We start from the raw sequence: 19,321 nt of genomic DNA, 5'->3' as shown, positions 1-19,321 counted from the left end.
GTCTCGCCCAGAGCCTTTGTCCCGTCGGCGCGACGTCGCCACCATGCGCTTCGACCACGCCGGCGTCGCCACGGACGACGCCGCGGCGCTGGCCGCGACCTTCGGGGAGCTACTGGACGCGACGGTGGCCCACGAGGAGGAGTTCGGGGACCTCTCGGTGACGTTCCTCGACCTCGGAAACGGCTACTTCGAACTGCTCGAACCGCTCCCGGACGCCGAGGGCCCCGTCCCGGACTACCTCGACCGCGAGGGCCCGGGCATCCACCACCTGGCGCTGGCGACCGACGACGTCGAGGCGGCGCTTTCCCGGGCGCGGGCAGCCGGCGTCGACCTCGTCGACGAGTCGCCCCGGCCGGGAGCGTGGGGCCACGACGTCGCCTTCCTCCACCCGGCCTCGACGGGCGGCGTCCTGATCGAGTTCGTCGAGCACTGACGCCCGCCGCCACACTTATAAACCATCTGACGTTGTCGCCCGCTGATACAAAAACGTCTTACTCCCCGCCCTGCACGGGATTGGTATGAAAGCAGTCGTCCTCGCCGGGGGATACGCCACGCGGCTCTGGCCGGTCACCAAGCACCGTCCGAAGATGCTCCTCCCGGTGGGGGAATCGACGGTCATCGATCGCATCCTCGAGGAGCTGGAGCGCGACGACCGCATCGACGACGTGTTCGTCAGCACGAACGAGCGGTTCGCGCCCGACTTCGAGGCCCACGTCGAGGAGACCGGCTTCGAGAAGCCCCGGCTGAGCGTCGAGCAGACCACCGAGGAGAAGGAGAAGTTCGGCGTCATCGGGGCGCTCGCGCAACTGGTCGAACGCGAGGGCATCGCCGACGAGGACCTGCTGGTCATCGCCGGCGACAACCTGATCAGCTTCGACGTCGCCGACTTCCTCGACACCTTCGAGGAGAACGGGACGCCGACGCTGGCCGCCTACGACGTCGGCTCCCGCGACAAGGCGAGCTCCTACGGGCTCGTGGAACTGGACGGCGACCGCGTCGTCGACTTCCAGGAGAAGCCCGACGACCCCAGGAGCACGCTCGTCTCCATCGCCTGCTACGCCTTCCCCGCCGAGCACGTCAGCTTCGACGAGTACCTCGCGGGCGACAACAACCCCGACGAGCCCGGCTGGTTCATCCAGTGGCTCGTCGACCGTACCGAGGTCTGTGCCTTCACCTTCGACGAGGCCTGGTACGACATCGGCACGCCCGAGAGCTACCTCGAGGCGGTCGCCTGGGCGCTCGACGGCGGCAACCACGTCGCCGACTCCGCGACGCTCGAGAACACCACCATCGGCGAGAACGTCCACGTCCTCGAGGACGCGACGGTGGTCGATTCCAACGTGGATCACTCCGTCGTCTTCCCGGAGGCCACCGTCCGCGACAGCGACGTCCGCGAGTCCATCATCGACCGCGAGACGCACATCGAGGACCTGAACCTGGCCGGCGCGCTCATCGGCGCGCACACCCAGATCGGCAACGGCCAGGACTGATCGCTACCCCAGCCGCGCGTCCTCGATCACTATCTGCCCGCGCGTCCCGTCCCACTCCGTCTCGTACTCGAGTTCGATCGGCCGGTCCATGTGCGGCCCGTCGGTGACGAGCGTCTCGAACTCGCCGCCCTCGCCCAGGACGTGGACGCCGTATTCCTCGTTCAGTTCCTCCAGTTCGACCAGCGCGTCGGCGTCGAGCGTCCGTCCGAGCCACGACTCGTCGAGGCCGTAGGCGGCCACCCGGATGATCCTGATCTCGAAGCCCGCGTCGAGCATGGCCTCGGCCAGTTCCCGGGGGTCCTCCTGCCACAGCGGCGCGAACACCTCGGCGTCGAGGCGGTCGGCCATCGCCTCGATGCGGCTGGTCTGATACTCGCTCTCGACGGCGCCGGCGGTGACGCCGGCCAGCCCGTCCGGGAACTCGTCGTCGAGGCCCCGCAGCGCGGCCTCCAGCGGTTCCAGTTCGGCGTCGCCCTGGACGCCGGAGTCGGTCGCGTCGGCCGCCTCGAAGTCGTCGGGCGCTACCTCCACGAGGTCGACCCCGACGCTCTCGGCCGCGAGGCTCGCGAGCGACGTCGCCGGGACGTGGTACATGTAGGAGTCGCCCTCGGGGTGGACCGTGACGAGTCGGCGGACGTCGAGGCCCTCCTCGAGCGCGCGGTAGAGCGCCCACGAGGAGTCCTTGCCGCCGGAGAAGAGGCTCACCCAGGCCCCGGAGTCGTCAGTCATACCGGTGGGTGGCGACGCGCCGTGGTAAGCTATGCGGATCGAGAGCGACCGTTCGACGCGGTGTGGGAGCCGAAAGAACTGAGGGGCAAGCGGAGAGGAATCGGATAGCTCCCGAACCATGCGAGAACCCTGCTCACGTCGGTCCCGGAGGTGCGATCGAGCGTGTTCCTGAACGCGGTCGACCTCGTCGCCTATCTGATCGGCAGCCTGATCGTCGGCGGTGTGGTCTGGTGGGTGCTCGCCCGCTGGGTGCCCGACGGCGGAGTGACGACGCCGTACAGGTTCCACGCCTACCAGAGCGGGGTCACGCGTCGTCACGTCGCGCCGGCGCTGGCGCTCGGGGCCCTCGCGCTCGCGCCGGTCGTCGCGGGCGGCGTCGACGCGGTCGGGATCGGCTGGGCGCTGGCGACCGGACTCTACGGCGGCGGACTGGTGCTCGGCGCCATCGCCGTCGCGAACCGGCCGCGCGCGAAACTGCTCGAATCGGCCAGGGGCCCGGGCGAGCTACCCGCCGACGGCCCCTGCGTCGTCGCCGGACCGGCGCGACCCCCGGACGGCGGTGACGTGCTGGAGACGCCGGTCACTGGCAGCGAGGCGGTCTGCTACAGCGCCTGGGTCGCCCAGTACAGGGAGCAGCCGATGCGAAACGCGGGGACCCACTTCACGACGGACTACGCGACGGACCGGACGCGGTTCGAGGTCGGCGGCTACGAGGACCGCGTCGTCGTCGACCCGACCGATGGCTGGCTAAGCCTGGCGCCGGGCAGTCCGACCAACCGCCGGGTGGACTTCGAGGGCGCGGCGACGGGCGGTATCGCCGAGCGCGAGGTGGTCGTCGGCGAGGGCGAGCGGGTGCCCGACCACCTCCGCGGAGCGGACGGACCGTTCGACCGCCCGCTCCCCGTCGACGGCGAGGGGCGGGCCGAGCGGCCGCTCCGGTTCAAGGAGAACGCCGTCGAACCGGGCGAGGCGGTCGTCGCCGTCGGCGAGGCGGAAGCGGGCCGGGCGTTCGGCGAGACACGCGTGACGTGCGACCGCGACGACGCGTTCGTGGCCCGCGGCGACTACGAGCAGGTGGCGAGCTCGCTGCGGTACGCGACCGGTCGAGCGCTGCACCTCGCGGCGGCGCTCGCGTTCGTGGGCGCGGCGGGAATCGCGTACGTGACGCTGTGACGCACCGTCGGCGCGGAGAGCGGCCTGAGCGGCCTCACTCCACCAGTTCTTCCTGGAGGTTCGTCTTGGTGAAGTACGTCGCGAACTGGACGCCGGCCAGGCTGACCAGGATGCCGGCGAGGATGAAGACGGCGAGGCGGGCGCCGCCGTCGAGGACGAACGGCTCGATGGTGATGGGGCCGTACTCGTACCCGGCGAAGTGGAACTGCTGGAGGATGTCGGCGCGCTCGAGGAAGAACACGGAGAATCCGCGGACGACGAGGCCGACGGCGACGGCGCCGAACGGGAGGTTCACGTAGGCCGGGCGGACGCTGTCCTCCTGGATGAGCTCGTCGAGCAGGCGGCCCGTGGCGGCCGCCAGCGCGGCCATCGTCAGCCACGGGACGCTGGCGTAGGCGAACGCCATCGCGAGGATGAACGTGCTGGCGTCGCTGGTCTCCCGGGCCTGCAGCGCGCCGACGAACACGCCCACGAGCGACAGGCCGGCGGCGACGACGTAGGTGACCAGCGACACCTGCCCGGAGTACAGCGCCTCCTGGACCTGTCCGGGCAGGCGGGCGAGGTACTCGTCGATGCCCAAGCCCTTGTACAGGAGGAACGCGCCGACGGCGGCGGCGATGACGCCCACCGCGAAGGAGGGACTCTCGGCGACGAACAGCAGCGCGGGGAACGCGATGAGGGTGATGCCCAGCGGGACGAGGACGGTCTTGCGCAACTCCTCGTCGGCCAGGAACTGCTTGAGCAGGTAGTAGGTCGACTCGATGTCGCGGGCCTGGCGGACGACGACGCGGTCGACGGCGTCGACCTGCAGGCGGCTCTCGATGATGGGGACCAGCCGCTCGTCCTCGGCGCTGTCCACGACGACGACGGCGGAGTCGGGGTCGTACTCGTCGACGAGGTCGTCGGCCTGCCGGGCGACGTTGCGGTCGGCGCTGACGCCCTCGCCGGTGTCGCCGACGACCGCCACGATGGCCTCGTCGCCGTCGGCCTCCAGGTCGCGCGCGACGCGGAGGCCCTCCAGCATCGTGTTGACCCGGCTATCCTCGGGGTCGTCGATGCCGACCTCGGTGACCAGCGACTCGACGGCATCGCGGCCGGCGACGGGCAGCGACGCCGCTGCCGGGAAGTCCCCGCCGCGGTCGATGCACACCACCAGCGTGCTCACGAGTGGCACGTGACGTGCGCGGGATAAAAACGTTCGCTACCCCGATCGGTCGCGGCGTAAGCTCGGCTTATCGAGGGGCAGCGCGGCAGTCAGCGGCGGAAAGAGAGTCCGTCCACGTCGCCGCTGACGGCCGCTGCGACGCCCGCGCCGAGCGCGAACGCCACCCGCTGAGCACCGCCGCGGAGACGACCCGCGAGACCGCGCTCCGGTTCGTACTCCCGGACTTCGACGGGCTCTCCGATCTGTTCCTCCAGTCGCTCCTCGACGTCCCGGCGGGTGCCGATCTCGTCGACCAGTCCAATCTCGTGGGCCTCCTCGCCGAGGTAGACCCGGGCCTCGGTGTCCTCGATGGCCTCGGGCGAGAGGTCACGCCCCTCGGCGACCGTCTCGACGAACTGCTCGTAGTAGTCGTCGACGAGCCCCTGGAGGTAGGCCCGCTCGTCGGGGTCCAGTTCCTGCAGCGGCGTCCCCGCGTCCTTGTACTCGCCGGCGGTGAACTGCTCGTAGGACAGCCCCAGCCGGTCGGCGAGGTCGGCCGCGTTCACGCGGGACCCGATGACGCCGATCGACCCGACGAGCGTCCCCTCACGTGCCCACAGCTCGTCGCAGCCCGCGGCGATGTCGTAGCCGCCGGAGGCGCAGACGTCGGTGGCGTACGCAACCGTCGGCCCGTCGAAGCGCTCGGCGGCGATCCGGATGTCCTCGCTCGGGACGATCTCGCCGCCGGGCGTGTTGAGCTTCAGCAGCAGCGCCTCGCTGCCGCCGTCGGCGTCGGCCTGCTCGATCTGCTCGACGACGTCGTCGGCCTCGGCGCCCATCGGCGGGCTGGTCAGGCCACCCCCGCCGTCGCGGGAGATGGGCCCCTCGACGGCCACCTCGGCGACGTTGTGGGTCGGCGCGACGCTGTCGGCGAGGTTGCCGGCGATCCGCAGCCCGAGCAGGCCGACGGCGACCGCCAGCAGGACGCCCAGCAACTCGGCGAGGTCGCCGGGGATCCGCACGAACAGCACCCACCCGACGGCGACCGCGAGCAGCGCCCCGATCACGGCGAACGCGACGTTCGCGACGCGTCTGCCCGTCCCCGCCATTACTGGAACATCCCCAGCGGCCGCGCGCTCGTGCTCTCGTCCTCGGCCTCCCCCATCTGCTCGGCCAGCGCCGCCCGGGCCTCGCTGATCTCCTCGGCCTGCTCGACCAGTCTGTCGGTCGACACGTCGACGCCCGCGAGCGGCTCGATCCCCTGCGTGAGGAGCACCCGCGCCGCCTCGGGGTCGGGGAACCGCCGGTCGGCCTCGACGACCAGTCCGACGCCGTCGATCCCCGCCCGCTGGGCCTCGTACAGCAGCGCGCCCGTCGGTCCCGTCACGCCGCCGTTCTCCGTCGGCGAGTCGACGTCGGCCTCGCGGAGCAGCGCCTCGCCGTCGCCGGTCGCGATCCCGTACAGCGAGGGCACGCCGTCCTTGTCGGCCGGCCGGCCGCTCAGGAAGATCGGGGTCGCGTCGTTGGCCTCGATCCACCCCGCCACGCACCCGGCGAACTCCTCCGCCGCGTTCGTCGAGACCGGCGCGTCGCTCTGGAGCACGACCAGGTCCCGCTCCTCGTCGGCGTAGAGTCGCACCGGCGGCCGGACCGCCGGCTCGCCCTCCCGATAGACGGCGATCTCCGGCAGCCCCTCGCAGTGGACCGTCGCGTACTCGGTCATGTCGAACGCCCCGACGAGGTGGTCCGCCGCGATCTTGCCCACCAGGCCCACGCCCGGGAGCCCCTCAACGAGCGTCGGTACGTCCAGTTCCACGTCGTCGCGCGTGACCTGAATGTCCGCCATAAGCGGGACGTAGAACGCCCGCGGCTTAACGGTCGGGGCCCAGGAATTGTGGTCGATCTGGCGATCGCTGTCGGGAGGCGTATCGACAACGGCCCGAAAGCCCCACTCAGTGGTGGCCGATCCACCAGCCGAAACGGGCGGTTTGCTGCCCGTTCACGTCACTGTGTGAATCAGCTGTTCGAGCCGCCGATCGCCTGGGTCCGAAACCCACAAGCGCGCGCCCCGGAAACCACTCCGTCAATGGACGTCCTCTCGCGCTACGAACCGATCGTGGACGACGTCGAGGCGTTCCGGGCCGCCTGCGAGCGGTCGCTCCCGGCCGTCGTCCGCGTGAACACGATCAAGGCGTCCGTCGAGCGGGCGCGGCGGGCCCTCGAAGACGAGGGCATCGCCGTCGACCCGGTGGACTGGCATCCCGGCATGTTTCGGCTGCCGGACGACCAGCCGGGCGCCAACTGGCCGTACTTCCACGGGTGGATCTACGGGCAGGAGGAGGTGTCGGCGGTGCCCGCCCGCGTGCTGGACCCGGAGCCCGGCGAACGGGTCTGGGACGCCGCGGCGGCGCCGGGGAGCAAGACCTCCCAGCTTTCGGCGCTGATGGACGACCGGGGCGTCGTGGTGGCGACGGACTCGAACCTGGGTCGGCTGTCGGCGCTGCGGACGAACGCCGAGCGCCTGGGCATCACGAACGTCGCGGTCACCCACGAGGACGCGCGCGTCCACTCGCTGAAGCCGTTCGATGACGAGGAGTACGACCGCGCGCTCGTGGACGTGCCCTGCTCCTGCGAGGGGACGATTCGGAAGAACCCGGACACGCTGGACGAGTGGACGCTGGACCACGTGCAGGGCATCTCCGGCGTCCAGAAGGGCATCCTGACGCGGGCGATCCAGGCCACGCGGCCCGGCGGCACGGTCGTCTATTCGACCTGCACGTTCGCCCCCGAGGAGAACGAGGCCGTGCTGGACCACGCGCTCGACGAGGAGGACTGCCGGCTGGTCGACTTCGAGATCCCGCTGGACTCCCGTCCCGGGGTCACCGAGTGGGACGGCGAGGAGTACGACCCCAGCGTCGAGAAGGCCAGGCGGATCTACCCGCACCACAACGACACGGGCGGGTTCTTCTGCGCGAAGCTGGAGGTGGAGGGATGAGCGACAAGAGCACCCGTTTCGATCGGATCCCCGCGGACGACGCCGAGCGCGAGGAACTGGACGACCCCGAGGCCGCCACGCGCGAGGAGGTGCTCTCCTTCTGGGACGACCGCTACGGCGTCCCGCCGGAGACCTTCGAGGAGCACACGTTCTGGGAGCGCGGCTCGGGGAAGCTGTGGATCTTCCGCGGCGACGCGCCCTCGCCAGTGGACATCGAGGGCCTCGGGATGACGTTCCTTCGGACGCGCCAGGAGCACTGGAAGCCCACGACGGACGCCGTCCAGCGGTTCGGCCGTGAGGCGACGGACTGCGTGCTCCACCTCGACGACGAGCAGGCCAGCGCGTTCGTCGCCGGCGAGGATCAGGAGATCCCCGAGTGGGACGGCGACTGGGGGTACCTGATCGTCACGCACGACCTCGCCGGCGAACCAGAGCCGCTCGGGGTGGGGCTGTACCTCCACGACGAGCTCAGATCGCAGATCCCGAAGGGGCGCCGGCGGGAGCTGTAAACGGGGCCGTCGGGACGCCGCAGCGGCCCCGACTGCGTCTTCGCTGGCACCGCGTCCGGACCCCGTTCGGAGCTCGTCAGACGACGAGGACGCGTCTGTCGGTGTCGTCGAGGACCTGTTCGACGACGCTGCCCATCTGCCGACGGTGGGTCTCCCCCTGGTACCCCATCACGACGAGGTCCGCGTCGACTTCGTCCGCGTACGCCATGATGGACTCCGCCGGCGCGCCGTGTCGCATCTCCGGCGTGACGGTCACGCCTCGCTCCGCCCCGCGGTCGACGATCTCGTCGAGCAGCTCGCGGCTCTGGTCCTCGATCTCGTCGATGAACAGTTCGAAGCTGCTCAGCGCCGGTTCCCCGTACAGTTGCGTGTCGACGACGAACAGGGCGTGGACGTCGGCGCCGTGCTGCTCGGCCGTGTCGAGCGCGACGTCGAGCGCCTCGCTGGCGCGCTCGCTGCCGTCACTCGGGACGAGAATGGTGTCGTACATGTGGCGGTCCGGGAGTTGCACTGAGTGATCAAATAGTCTATATACCAGTTGGGCCCAGATCTGTTACGTCACGACGGCGACGTAGTGGCCAGTGTGGGGCCGGACGCGCGTCGCCGGTGGAACGGCGCTACTCGCTCGCTCGGAGCACGCCGCCGCCGAGCCCCTCCCACTCGACGCGATATCCCAGCCGCGAGAGGGCGGCGCTGCTGTCGCCGATGCCGCGTTCCCGCAGGCGATCCTCCGCCGCCGACAGCGACATCCCGGCCTCGATTTCGCCGTCGAGGGCCTCGAGCACGCCGGGCCTGACGAGCGTCCGGCCGACCAGTTCGTGCTCCGGGAACGCCACGTCTTCGACGGCGTCCTCGCTGACGCCGAGCTCGGCCGCGAGATCGGCCAGTGCGATCGCGTCCGGCTCCGGGCGGAGCGCGTCGGGGAGGTCGGCAGCGGCGTCCGCCCGCAGTCGCTCCTCGTAGCGTCGCAGCGCGTCCCGGACGTCCTTCACTCGGACGCGACCCGAGTAGGGGATGGCGCGGTGGTCGCGGGCCTCGATGGCCTCGCCGACGCCGAGGCTCTCGTCGACGGCGACGAGCATCTCGACGTCCTCCAGGTCGGCCAGTCGCGAGAGCTTCTTCTCGACGTACTCCGGCGTCCAGAAGCCCATGATCTCGAAGTAGATTCGGTAGTCGGGGCCGGCGTCCGGGTCGCCGCCGGGGGCGTAGTCGAAGGCGAAGTCGGGGACGACGACGCCCTCGCCGGCCGCCAGCGGCTCCGGCTCCCGGGTCAGCGCCCAGTCGAGGTCGAGCGCGTCGAAGCGGGCGGCGAAGTCCGCCTCGACGCCGCTGTCGAAGGTCACCTCAGCCACCGGCTCGACGCCGGGGACCGAAACGTCCGCGTCGGTCAGCACCAGCTCCCGCTCGGTCCCGCGATCGTCGATCGTCGCTTCGAGCCGCCACTCGCCCGCGTTCGCGGCGACGGATCGCAGGAGCCGGGCGAACCGCGTCCCGTAGCGCCGGGTTGACCGGAACAGCGCGTCGGGGCCGGTGACGACCACCTCTCGGCCGCCTCCGGTCCGTCGGACCTCGTACATCAGGCGCAGGCGCTTGACCGCGGAGACGAGCGTCGTCGGGTCGTCCGAGCGGACGCGGACCTCGGTGGCGTCGAAGAGGGCCGTTTGAGCCAGCGACAGGTTGTACTGCCCGACCAGTTCTGCCGGGTCCCAGCGGGGTTCGACACTCGCCAGCACCTGTCGCTTCTCGCGGTCGGCGTACAGTGACTCCTCGACGGCCGCCGGGTCGCTCCCCAGTCGGTCGGCTGCCCGCGCCAGCGCGTCGGCCCGGTCGTCCGCCGTGACGACGCCGACCGCCTCGGCCGCCTCGAAGGCCGTCTTGCGGGCCCGCTCGGACGGGAGCGGCGCCCGCGCCTCGTAGGTCGCCTCCCGGTCGACGAGTTTGGCGAACCCGCGGACCAGTTTGAAGTCGTCGGCCTCCCGCTCCAGATCGGTCAGCGCCGCGTCGAGCGCCTCACGGGGCTCCCCGACGTGGCCCTGATAGATCCCGATCACGCGCGCTGCCAGGCGCTCGTCGTCCGCGCCCGCGAACTGGGGGTGATACCCGCCGCCCGCCCGCGAGACCCGGAGCAGGTCCTTCGTCAGCACGGTGACCACTCGGCGGGGGAGCGGCAAAAGCCCGACGGGCCGGCGTCCGAGCGAGTGGAACGAGCGCGGGCTCGATGAGCTTCGCTCATCGGCGTCCAACCGAGCGAAGCGAGGGTGGGCTCGGGAGACGAACGGAGTGAGTCTGTCGGCGTCCGAGCGAGTGGAACGAGCGCGGGCTCGATGAGCCTCGCTCGCCGTTCGGTGTCCTTCGAGGGCACGTTTCGCGGACGGACCTGCCCGGTAGAAAGGTCCCGTTACCGGGATTCGACGGGCGAGCGACCAGACGCGGTTCCCGCGCGCCGTCGCGGCCACTGGTATTCTGCCGTTACTCGGTGAAACCCGACCGTTACTACCCATTTGTTTTCCATTCGTATCTCAGGAAGTGGCAGAATTGTCGGAACACTCGACTGCCTTAACCGGGACCCGGCCCTGACGAAATGACAGATGAGTGTCGATGGAGTGCTGCCATGAAGCGGGAGACAGGATTCCGGATCGCCGTCGCCGTTCTCTCCATCGTCGCCGTGGGGGCGTCGGCCACGTCCATCCAGTCCACGGTGACGACCGAGGCCAGCGACGTGATCGATCCCGACTACGACCGATTGCCGATCGACCGCGGGCAGGGAGCCGAGATCTCGAGGGAGATAACCAAGCCCGCCGAGGACGGCGACGTCGGGTCGTCAGACTCGGACGGGACGGACCGCGCCGACGGGAGCGAATCAGAGTCGTCGGCCAGCGCCAGCCAGGCGAGTGAGCGGCAGAGCGAGTCTTCGAATCGGCAGCAGAGCGACGCTAGCAGTCAGCGCGAGCAGAGCGCTGCCGACAGCGACCAGGAGACGTCGGCGGACTCCGGGGAGGGACCGAGCCCGGGGACGCCGGACCTCCTCGATCGGCTCCTCGCGCTGCTGACGGACCTGCTTCCGACGCTGGTGACGTTCGCACTGGCGCTCGCCGCGTCCGAAGCGGTCGCCCGCTACCGGGACCGGCTGCTCGCCGCGCTCGGACTGGCGGCGGACGAACCGGAGGCCGAGGCGGCGGAGAGCGAGGCCGCCGGGACACCCGAGCGGGCACCGGCGAACGCCGTCGAGCGCGTCTGGGCCGAGATGCTCCGGCGGCTGGACGTCGACCGGACCGGGCACATGACGCCCGAGGAAGTCGCCCGTGCGGCCGTCGACGCCGGGTTCGATCCCGACGCCGTCCGGACGCTGACGGAGACGTTCGTCGAGGTCCGCTACGGCGACCGCCCCGTGACCGAGGACCGCGAGCGAGTCGCCAGCCGCGTCCGGCGCCAGTTCGACGGCGGGCGCGAGGTCACCGACGGAGGGGAGACTCGATGACGCTCGACCGGACCGCGACGCGGACGGTCGGGCTCGGCCTGCTCGCGCTCGCCGCTCTCGCGCTCGTCTCGCCCGCCGTCGAGCAGTTGATCCCGACCGAGGCCGCCGTGGAGGGGCTCGGCAACGACTACCTGCTGGTCGCCGCGGTCGGAGTGATATCGATCGCCGGGACGGTCGGCGTTCTGGTGCTGCGGACGGCGATCGGAGTGACGGAGGCCCGGCCGCCGGCCGTCGAGGCGATCGAGCGCGGGACGCCGGGTCGTGAACTCGACGCGACGCTCGCCGGCCTGCCGTCTGTCCGGACGACGGCGCGGGAGCGCGCCGTTCACGATCGGCTCCGGGCGGCCGCCGTGGCGACGGTCGCCGAGACCGCGCGCTGCGACGGGGCCGAGGCCCGCGAGCGCGTCGACCGCGGCGAGTGGACCGACGACGAGACGGCGGCGGCCTTCGTCGCGAGCGACGAACTCGAACCGCCGTCGCTGGTCCGCCGGGCCCTGAGTGGATTCCGCGGAGAGCACTGGTTCCGCCGGCGGGTCGACGCGACGGTCGCCGCGCTGGAGCGGCGACGGGAGGACCGGACATGACGGACCGCACGGACACCGGGCGGTGGCGCGGCGTCGTCGCGCTGTCGCTGTTCGCCGGGACCGTCGGCCTGCTCGCCCAGCGGCCCGCCGTGTTGCTGCTGGCCGCCGTCGGCGCGGGCTACGCCGTCTACCCGCGGCTCGTCCCGTCCCCGCCGGAGCCCGTCGTAGCGGTCGAGCGGACCGTCTCGCCGGCGTCCCCCGACCCCGGGGAGCGCGTGGACGTGTCCGTCACCGTTAGGAACGAGGCGGACCGCTGGCTGCCCGACGTGCGCATCGTGGACGGCGTGCCGGCGCTGCTGCCCGTCGTCGACGGCACGCCGCGGCGCGCGACCGCGCTCGCCCCCGGCGGGGAGACGACGCTGGAGTACGCCGTGGAAGCGTCGGAGGGGAAGCACCGGTTCCGGCCCGTGACCGTCCTGTCGCGAAACCTCGCCGGCGCCGCCGAGCGGCGGGCGACCGCGGCGGAGCCCACCGTCCTCGACTGCGGCGCGTCGGTGTCGGCCACCGCGCTCAGGGACCTGACCAGCGAGCGCGCCGGCGAGTTGCGCTCCGACGTCGGCGGGAGCGGCCTGGAGTTCCACCGCGCCCGCGAGTACCGCCAGGGCGATCCGATGCGGCAGGTGGACTGGCGGCGCTTCGCCAAGAGCGGCGAACTCGGAACCATCGAGTACGCGGAGGAGCGGTCCGCTTCGGTGGCGCTCTGCGTCGACGTCGGCGCCGGAGCCGGGGACCGCTCCGCCGCGGAGGCCGTCGCTCGCTGCGTCGGCGCGGCCGATCGGCTCGCCGGCGCCCTCGTCGACGCCAACCACGAGGTCGGCCTGGCGTCCCACGGGTCGCCGTGGTACTGGCTCCCCCCGAAGCCGGGGAGCGCTCACCTCGCGCAGTTGCGCCGGGCGCTCGACTCGCACCCGGCCTTCGTCCCGGGATCGGCGGCCGGGAGCGCCGACGTTCCGGAGCCGGCGGACGGCAGCGACGCCCTCGGAACGGAGGTTCCCTCCGGCGGGATTCTGTCGCCGCGCGCGGACGCGAGTGCGTCCGCTACCGGGACGTCCCCCGAGGCATCCGCCGCGCTCTCGGACGGCGGCCGACCGGTGGAGGACGAGTCGTCCGACCGGGAGCGCGGGGTCGGTGCGCTCCGGGAGCGGCTCGATTCGACGACGCAGGTCCTGCTGCTCTCGCCGCTGGCCGACGACGGCGTCGTCGACTCCGTCCGGACGCTGGAGGCCGCGGGCAACGTCGTGACCGTCGTCAGCCCCGGTCCCGGCGAGACCGACTCCGTCGGGACGCGGCTGGCGGCGGTCGAGCGCGACGCGCGGGTCCGGACGCTGCGTCGGATCGGGATTCCGGTCGTCGACTGGGCCCCCGGAGAGAACCTGGAGAACGCCATCGAACTCACGATGGGGCGGTCCGGATGAGCCACGCGACCCATCGCCCGGCGGTCCCCGGTGCCGTGTTCGCGGTCCTCTCCGGCGCCGCCGCGGTCGCGCTCCTGCTCGACGCGGCGGCGCAGTGGCAGGCGCTCCTCGCGGTACTCGCCGGACTCGCGCTCTGCGGTCTCGGCTACGCCGCGTGGCAGCGCCACGGGCTGGTTCCGGGAGCGGTGGTCGCACTCGCCGGCGTCGCGCTGCTCGCCGCCGGGTTCTTCCTGGCCGTCACCGGACCGGAGACGGCCACGGAGCGCGTCGAACTGCTCCCCGGACTGCTCGGGCTGGCGATACTGGGGGCCGGGCTCCTCCCGATCCGCGCGGGCCGCGAGCGGACGCTGGTGACGGTCGGAACGGCGCTTTTGTTCGTCGGCGTCGTCGCCAGCGGCGTCTTCCAGGGGTCGCCGCTGCTCGCGCTCCTCGCCGCGAGCGTCGCGACGGTCGTCGCCTGGGACGCCGGGGAGCAGGCCGTCTCCCTCGGGCGGCAGGTCGGCCGGCAGGCGGCGACGGCGAGGGCGGTCGTGGCGCATTCGGGGGGGACGCTTCTGGCCGGAGCGGTCGTGGTGCTGGCCGCGCTTGGCGTCTATCGGCTGGACGTCACGGACCTGTCGCTGACCGCGCTGGTCGCGCTGCTGGCCGCGGCGTTCGTCCTGATCCTGTCGCTGCGGAACTGAGGAACGGCCTCGCTATCGCCGCCGTCGGGCCACGCGCTCCTCCGCGGTGTCCTCGGTGACGAGTTCGTACAGCAGCGCGCGGCCGCCGTCCTCTTTCGGCCGGAGGACGCGGCCGAGGCGCTGGGTGAACTCCCGCTCGGAGCCGCTGCCGGAGAGGACGACGGCGACGTTGGCGTCGGGGACGTCGACGCCCTCGTCGAGGACGTTGGCCGTCACGATGCGGGAGTAGGTGCCGTCGCGGAACCGCTCCAGGATCTCGCGGCGCTCGCTGGTCGGCGTCTCGTGGGTGATGGCGGGCAGCAGGAACCGCTCGGAGAGGCGGTAGACGAGGTCGGTGTGGGCGGTGAAGACGATGATCCGGTCGTCGACGTGGCGGTCGAGAATCCCGGCCAGCCGGTCGACCTTCCGGTCGGCGTTCATCATCACCTCGCGTGCGCGCTGCTTGGCGAGCAGGGCCTCCCGCGCCCGCGGGTCAGAGCCGGAGCGCTTGACCAGTTCCTGGTAGTCGCTGCCCGAGCGCATCTGGATGTTCGACTGGGCGAGGTAGTCCGTGAAGGTGCTCTGGTGGCGCTCGTACGTTTCGCGCTCGGCGTCGGTGAGCGCGACCTCGATTCGCTTGACGTCGTAGTCGGCGAGGTGCTCGCCGGCGAGTTCGTCCACGTCGATCCGGTGGACGAGCGGGCCGACGAGGTCGGCGACGGCCTCGTGGGCGCCGTCGGGGCGCTCGAAGGTGGCCGTCAGGCCGAGTCGGGCGGGGGCGGCCAGCAGGCGCGCGACGTCGCGGTACCCCTCGCCGCCGAGGTGGTGGACCTCGTCGAAGACGACCAGTCCGAACCGGCCGCCGATCTCGTCGGCGCGGAGGTACGCCGAGTCGTAGGTCGAGACGGTCACGTCCGCGAGGCGCTGGTCGCCGCCGCCGAGGCGGCCGATCGGCCCGCCGTCGAGCTCGCGTTCAAGTTCCCGCTGCCACTGATCGAGCAGGTCGATGGTCGGCACCACGACCAGCGTCGGCGTTCCCAGGGCCTCCATCGCGGCGATGCCGACTACCGTCTTGCCGCTCCCGGTCGGGAGCTCGAGGACGCCGCGGCGGTCGTGGGCCGCGCCGGCCGCGCTCGCGTCCAGCCAGGCGTCCAGGGCGTCCCGCTGGTAGTCGCGGAGCTCGTAGTCCGACGCCAGGTCGAGCGCCGGGGCGTCGAGAACGCCGTCCTCGTAGTCGATCCCGCGCTCGTCGAGCGCCGCCAGCAGGTCCGCGTACCGGTAGCCCGGCGCGCGGGCGGTCTCGGTGCGGTCGTCCCGCTCGACGCCGGGCAGGTCCGGCGGGACCGACCCCGCGATTCGGATCGTCCCCTCCTCGTAGCTGAGCCTGACCACGTCCGTCATTGGGCGTCTCGACCGGATAACCGTGTGGGATCGCGGTGGGTCTGGTCGTCCACACCGCCCGATTTCGCGCCAGGCCTCGGTATCCCGTGGCAGCTCTCGCGGCGATCCACCGGGACGGCGACCGCGCCGCCGAGTGCGGCCGCTGGGCTGTCCCGGTGGTCGATGCCCGCCGCGTTAGTATTTGATAACTACGTTGGAGTTATAGAAACACCAGATGGGGACAGGAAAAACTCTAGCGCCAGTAATATTATCCCGTTATTATCGTACATGATAAGTAGGTGCGCGATATGATACGGGTGTCATGAAGCGAAGTGGTACGGACGGTTGGAACCGGAGAAGCGTGCTGCAGGGACTCGGTTCGCTGGGCCTCGCCGCCGCCGGCGGCGTGACGGCCGCCCGGCCGCGCCGTCGCTCGGGCGAGAAGCCCGACGAGGTGATCCTCGGCGCCGCGGACGAGGCTGACGCCGGAACCGTGGCGTCGATGGCGTCGTCAGCGTCACCCGCCGACGCGTCGGTCGTCCACGTCAACCAGACGCTCGGGTACGTGGCGCTACAGATCCCGGGAGCGGAGCGCGCTCGCGAGGCAGTCCGGTCCGCAATGGCGAATCGGACCGAGGTCGAGTACGTCGAGGACAACGTCGCCTTCGAGACGCAGCTTGCGCCCAACGACCCGGGCTTCGATCAGCAGTACGCTCCCCAGCTGGTCAACGCCGACGACGCGTGGGACGAGACGCTCGGGGACGCTGACGTCACGATCGCCGTCGTCGACACGGGCGTCGCCTACGACCACCCCGACCTGGCGTCCGGGTTCGGATCGGACCCCGGTCGGGACTTCGCCGACAGCGACGGGGATCCAGCGCCCGACACCAGCGACGAGGCCCACGGCACCCACGTCGCGGGCTGCGCGTCGGCGGATACCGACAACGGCGTCGGCGTCGCCGGCCCCAGCGACTCGCGGCTGCTGGTGGCCCGCGCCCTCGACGAGACAGGACGGGGATCGCTGTCGGACATCGCGGACGCCATCCAGTGGGCGACCGATCGGGGGGCCGACGTGATCAACGTGTCTCTCGGCGGCGGCAGCGACACCCGGACGATGAAGCGGGCCGTCGAGTACGCCGCCGACCAGCACGACGCCCTCGTCGTGTGTGCGGCGGGGAACTCGGGCCAGTCGGGGGTCGCCTACCCGGCCCGCTACGAGGAGTGCGTCGCGGTCTCGGCGGTCGATCCGAACGAGGAACTGGCCGACTTCTCGAACTACGGCTCCGCCGTCGAGCTGGCGGCGCCTGGCGTGAACGTCCTCTCGACGATGCCGTCCGACGGATACGGTCACTACTCGGGCACGTCGATGGCCGCGCCGGTCGTCGCGGGCGTGGCCGCACTGGGCAAGGCGGCGAACCCGGATCTCGGGGCCGAAGAGCTCAGGCGACTGCTACGGGAGACGGCCGTCGACGTCGGGCTCTCCAGCGACGAGCAGGGCGCGGGCCGCGTGGACGCCGCCGCCATCGTCGCGTCGGCCGGCTCGACGACCGGCGGATCGACGAACGAGTCGCCGACGGCCGACGCGACGGCGAGTCCCGCCGAGGCGACCGTCGGCGAGACCGTCACCTTCGACGGTAGCGGTTCCGGCGACCCCGACGGCTCCGTCGAGCGCTACGAGTGGGCCCTCGGCGACGGGTCGACCGCGACGGGCGCGACCGTCGAGCACGCCTACGACGCGGCCGGCGAGTACGAGGCGACGCTCACCGTCACCGACGGCGACGGCGCGACCGCGACCGACGCGGTGACCGTCGCGGTCGAGGCCGCCGCCCAGTGCGACCAGACGGTATCGGGGAGCGTCCAGTCGTCGCTGTCCGGCTGGTGGGACGACGACCCCTGGCGGTGGAACCAGCGGCTGGCGTCGACCTGCGAGGTCGCGGTCACGCTCGAGGGACCAAACGACGCCGACTTCGACCTGTACGTCACGGCCGACGGGCGGACGCCGTCCGGGAGCGACTACGACGCCCTGTCGGCGAGCGACGGCAGCGCCGAATCGGTCACCCTGTCGTCGATCGACGGCGCGGTGGGAATCCTGGTCAACGCCCGCCGGGGGAGCGGAGAGTACACGCTGCGCGTCGAGGAGCGCGGCTCCGACAGCGCCTGACGGCGTCGACGGTCGATCGGCTCGTTCTCGATTCCCCGCGCGGTCGGACCCACGAGTCCGGTCGCGGTCGGGCCCGCGCCACGCCGGATTTCTGAATTCTTTTATCCGCTGGCCGCCACGGTGGGAGTATGACCGAGCAGGACGCGGCAGACGCCGAGACGGACGCCGACGAGGACGGAGTCGGGGCCGCGGAGGAGGAGCGCGCCGCCGGATCGACCGCCGAGGCGGAGAGCAACGGCGAAGTCGACGACGAGCTCGTCGAGCGGATCGAGGGCTCCGACGCGGAGTCGATCGCCCGGGAGCTGTCCGGCCTGCGGGCGCGCGTCGATGAGTTGGAGGCGACCGTCGCGGATCGCGACGAGGAGGTCGAGGAGCTGGAGTCGAAGCTCAAGCGCAAGCAGGCCGACTTCCAGAACTTCAAGAAGCGGATGGAGAAGCGCCAGGAGCAGCAGAAGAAGCGCGCCACCGAGGACCTGGTCTCGCGGCTGCTCGACGTCCGCGACAACCTCCGGCGCGCGCTCGACCAGGACGAGGACGTCGACATCCGCGACGGCGTCGAGTCCACCCTCCGGCAGTTCGACGACGTCCTCGACGCGGAGGACGTCGAGGTCGTCGAGCCCGAACCGGGCGCGGAGGTCGACCCCGAGCGCCACCAGGTGCTGGCCCGGGTCGACAGCGACCAGCCCGAGGGCACCATCGCCGACGTCCACCGGCCCGGCTACCTCATGGCCGACGCCGTCCTCCGCGAGGCGCAGGTGACCGTCAGCGAGGGCGGGGAGTAGCGACTCGCCCCTGTTTTCTTACGCCGCTGGCGCGTATCGTCGCCGGTGACCGTCTCCGCGCTCTCGTACAACGTCCTCTACGACGGCCTGGAAGACGAGGCCGCACCGTGGTCCGAGCGGGCGGCCGACGTCGCCGCCCTGATCCGCTTTCACCGGCCGACCGTCGTCGGCCTGCAGGAGTGCTGGCTCGGGCAGGCCGACGACCTCCGGGCGGCGCTACCGGGCTACGAGTGGTACGGCGAGGACCGCGACGTCGGCGAGCACACGCCGGTCGGCGTCCTGCGCGAGCGGGCGCGGATCGTCGACCGGGAGGCCTTCTGGCTGGCGCCGGACCCCACCGACCGCCACCGCGCCTGGGACGCGAACATCCCGCGGCTGGCTACCCACGCCACCGTCGAACTGCGGGAGAGCGGCCGGCGGATCGAGCACTACAACGTCCACCTCGACGTGGACGGGCCAGAAGCGCGCCGCGAGAGCGCCCGGATCCTCCGGGACCGCGCCGAGGGTCACGACGCGCCGGTGATTCTGACCGGCGATTTCAACAGCCGTCCGGACTCGCGGCCCTACGAGATCCTCACGGAGACAGTCGACGACGCCAGGAGAGTCGTCGAATCGCCCCACGGCCCGGTCGAGACCTACCACGGGTACGACCGCGCGGCGTCGAAGCGCATCGACTACGTCTTCGCAGGCGAGGGGCTGACGGCGACGGCCCACGGCGTGCTGACTGACCTGGGTCCCGACTGGCTGGCGCCCTCGGATCACTGGCCCGTGATGGCGCGGTTCGCGGTGGCGGACCGGGAGTGACGGCGGCCGTCGCTG

General features: G+C 71.7%; 19 protein-coding genes. 12 read left to right on the top strand and 7 right to left on the bottom strand.

The genetic code is table 11. From position 1 onward, the window contains the following. The first annotated feature begins 43 nt into the window (after nt 1-43). The gene (gene mce / locus LCY71_RS15410; protein ID WP_225334030.1) at nt 44-433 is read left to right on the top strand and encodes a methylmalonyl-CoA epimerase; all 390 of its coding nucleotides are present in this window, start codon (nt 44-46) and stop codon (nt 431-433) included. A gap of 85 nt (nt 434-518) precedes the next feature. Next, nucleotides 519-1,490, top strand: coding sequence for a nucleotidyltransferase family protein (locus LCY71_RS15405; protein WP_225334029.1), 972 nt, complete (start codon nt 519-521; stop codon nt 1,488-1,490). 3 nt (nt 1,491-1,493) lie between these two features. Here LCY71_RS15405 and LCY71_RS15400 read toward each other — a convergent pair whose 3' ends face one another. Next, nucleotides 1,494-2,219 (bottom strand): diphthine--ammonia ligase, encoded by a 726-nt coding sequence (locus LCY71_RS15400; protein ID WP_225334028.1) that lies wholly within the window; start codon nt 2,217-2,219, stop codon nt 1,494-1,496. 162 nt (nt 2,220-2,381) lie between these two features. Between LCY71_RS15400 and LCY71_RS15395 the strand changes: the two genes are divergently transcribed. Then, the gene (locus LCY71_RS15395) at nt 2,382-3,392 is read left to right on the top strand and encodes a hypothetical protein (RefSeq protein ID WP_225334027.1); all 1,011 of its coding nucleotides are present in this window, start codon (nt 2,382-2,384) and stop codon (nt 3,390-3,392) included. A 34-nt stretch (nt 3,393-3,426) separates the two neighbouring features. On the opposite strand, the gene LCY71_RS15390 is transcribed toward LCY71_RS15395, so the two are convergent. From LCY71_RS15390 to LCY71_RS15380, 3 genes are all read right to left on the bottom strand, one after another. Next, the gene (locus LCY71_RS15390) at nt 3,427-4,557 is read right to left on the bottom strand and encodes a DUF373 family protein (protein WP_225334026.1); all 1,131 of its coding nucleotides are present in this window, start codon (nt 4,555-4,557) and stop codon (nt 3,427-3,429) included. An 89-nt stretch (nt 4,558-4,646) separates the two neighbouring features. Next, nucleotides 4,647-5,645: a signal peptide peptidase SppA gene (gene sppA / locus LCY71_RS15385; RefSeq protein ID WP_225334025.1), complete on the bottom strand. Its 999-nt coding sequence runs from the start codon at nt 5,643-5,645 to the stop codon at nt 4,647-4,649. Further along, on the bottom strand, nt 5,645-6,382 hold the full coding sequence (locus tag LCY71_RS15380) for a proteasome assembly chaperone family protein (RefSeq protein ID WP_225334024.1): 738 nt from the start codon (nt 6,380-6,382) through the stop codon (nt 5,645-5,647). Before LCY71_RS15380 ends, sppA begins: the two co-directional genes overlap by 1 nt. A gap of 240 nt (nt 6,383-6,622) precedes the next feature. On the opposite strand from LCY71_RS15380, the gene LCY71_RS15375 reads away from it, so the two are divergent. Together LCY71_RS15375 and LCY71_RS15370 are read left to right on the top strand one after the other, a co-directional pair. Then, nucleotides 6,623-7,531 carry an RsmB/NOP family class I SAM-dependent RNA methyltransferase gene (locus LCY71_RS15375; RefSeq protein ID WP_225334023.1) on the top strand — a complete coding sequence of 303 codons (909 nt, stop codon included), beginning with the start codon at nt 6,623-6,625 and terminating at the stop codon, nt 7,529-7,531. Then, entirely contained in the window at nt 7,528-8,040 is a 513-nt protein-coding gene (locus LCY71_RS15370; RefSeq protein WP_225334022.1) for a DUF7122 family protein, read from the top strand. The genes LCY71_RS15375 and LCY71_RS15370 overlap by 4 nt, the downstream gene beginning before the upstream one ends. A gap of 76 nt (nt 8,041-8,116) precedes the next feature. Here LCY71_RS15370 and LCY71_RS15365 read toward each other — a convergent pair whose 3' ends face one another. Beyond that, a complete protein-coding gene (locus LCY71_RS15365) occupies nt 8,117-8,530 on the bottom strand; it encodes a universal stress protein (RefSeq protein WP_225334021.1) in 414 nt (137 codons plus the stop codon). Nucleotides 8,531-8,657: 127 nt separating this feature from the next. Then, nucleotides 8,658-10,184, bottom strand: a complete 1,527-nt coding sequence (locus tag LCY71_RS15360; protein ID WP_225334020.1) for a DUF790 family protein — start codon at nt 10,182-10,184, stop codon at nt 8,658-8,660. Between the two features lie 467 nt (nt 10,185-10,651). Between LCY71_RS15360 and LCY71_RS15355 the strand changes: the two genes are divergently transcribed. The 4 genes from LCY71_RS15355 to LCY71_RS15340 are packed head-to-tail and all read left to right on the top strand — an operon-like array spanning nt 10,652 to nt 14,200. Beyond that, nucleotides 10,652-11,518: a DUF4129 domain-containing protein gene (locus LCY71_RS15355; protein WP_225334019.1), complete on the top strand. Its 867-nt coding sequence runs from the start codon at nt 10,652-10,654 to the stop codon at nt 11,516-11,518. Then, the gene (locus LCY71_RS15350) at nt 11,515-12,102 is read left to right on the top strand and encodes a DUF7269 family protein (RefSeq protein WP_225334018.1); all 588 of its coding nucleotides are present in this window, start codon (nt 11,515-11,517) and stop codon (nt 12,100-12,102) included. The genes LCY71_RS15355 and LCY71_RS15350 overlap by 4 nt, the downstream gene beginning before the upstream one ends. Continuing rightward, a complete protein-coding gene (locus LCY71_RS15345) occupies nt 12,099-13,517 on the top strand; it encodes a DUF58 domain-containing protein (protein ID WP_225334017.1) in 1,419 nt (472 codons plus the stop codon). The genes LCY71_RS15350 and LCY71_RS15345 overlap by 4 nt, the downstream gene beginning before the upstream one ends. Continuing rightward, on the top strand, nt 13,514-14,200 hold the full coding sequence (locus tag LCY71_RS15340) for a DUF7519 family protein (RefSeq protein ID WP_225334016.1): 687 nt from the start codon (nt 13,514-13,516) through the stop codon (nt 14,198-14,200). Before LCY71_RS15345 ends, LCY71_RS15340 begins: the two co-directional genes overlap by 4 nt. Nucleotides 14,201-14,212: 12 nt before the next feature. Here the strand turns inward: LCY71_RS15340 and LCY71_RS15335 are convergent, their stop codons facing one another. Continuing rightward, a complete protein-coding gene (locus LCY71_RS15335; protein WP_373325171.1) occupies nt 14,213-15,571 on the bottom strand; it encodes a DEAD/DEAH box helicase family protein in 1,359 nt (452 codons plus the stop codon). A gap of 349 nt (nt 15,572-15,920) precedes the next feature. On the opposite strand from LCY71_RS15335, the gene LCY71_RS15330 reads away from it, so the two are divergent. The 3 genes from LCY71_RS15330 (at nt 15,921) to LCY71_RS15320 (ending at nt 19,306) form a co-directional block, all read left to right on the top strand. After that, on the top strand, nt 15,921-17,720 hold the full coding sequence (locus LCY71_RS15330) for a S8 family serine peptidase (RefSeq protein WP_225334014.1): 1,800 nt from the start codon (nt 15,921-15,923) through the stop codon (nt 17,718-17,720). Between the two features lie 128 nt (nt 17,721-17,848). Further along, nucleotides 17,849-18,502, top strand: coding sequence for a nucleotide exchange factor GrpE (locus tag LCY71_RS15325; protein ID WP_225334013.1), 654 nt, complete (start codon nt 17,849-17,851; stop codon nt 18,500-18,502). A gap of 45 nt (nt 18,503-18,547) precedes the next feature. After that, nucleotides 18,548-19,306, top strand: coding sequence for an endonuclease/exonuclease/phosphatase family protein (locus LCY71_RS15320; protein ID WP_225334012.1), 759 nt, complete (start codon nt 18,548-18,550; stop codon nt 19,304-19,306). Nucleotides 19,307-19,321 lie beyond the last annotated feature (15 nt).

Source organism: Halomicrobium urmianum (assembly GCF_020217425.1).
Classification (GTDB): Archaea; Halobacteriota; Halobacteria; order Halobacteriales; family Haloarculaceae; genus Halomicrobium; species Halomicrobium urmianum.
This window is presented reverse-complemented; position numbering and strand designations above follow the sequence as displayed.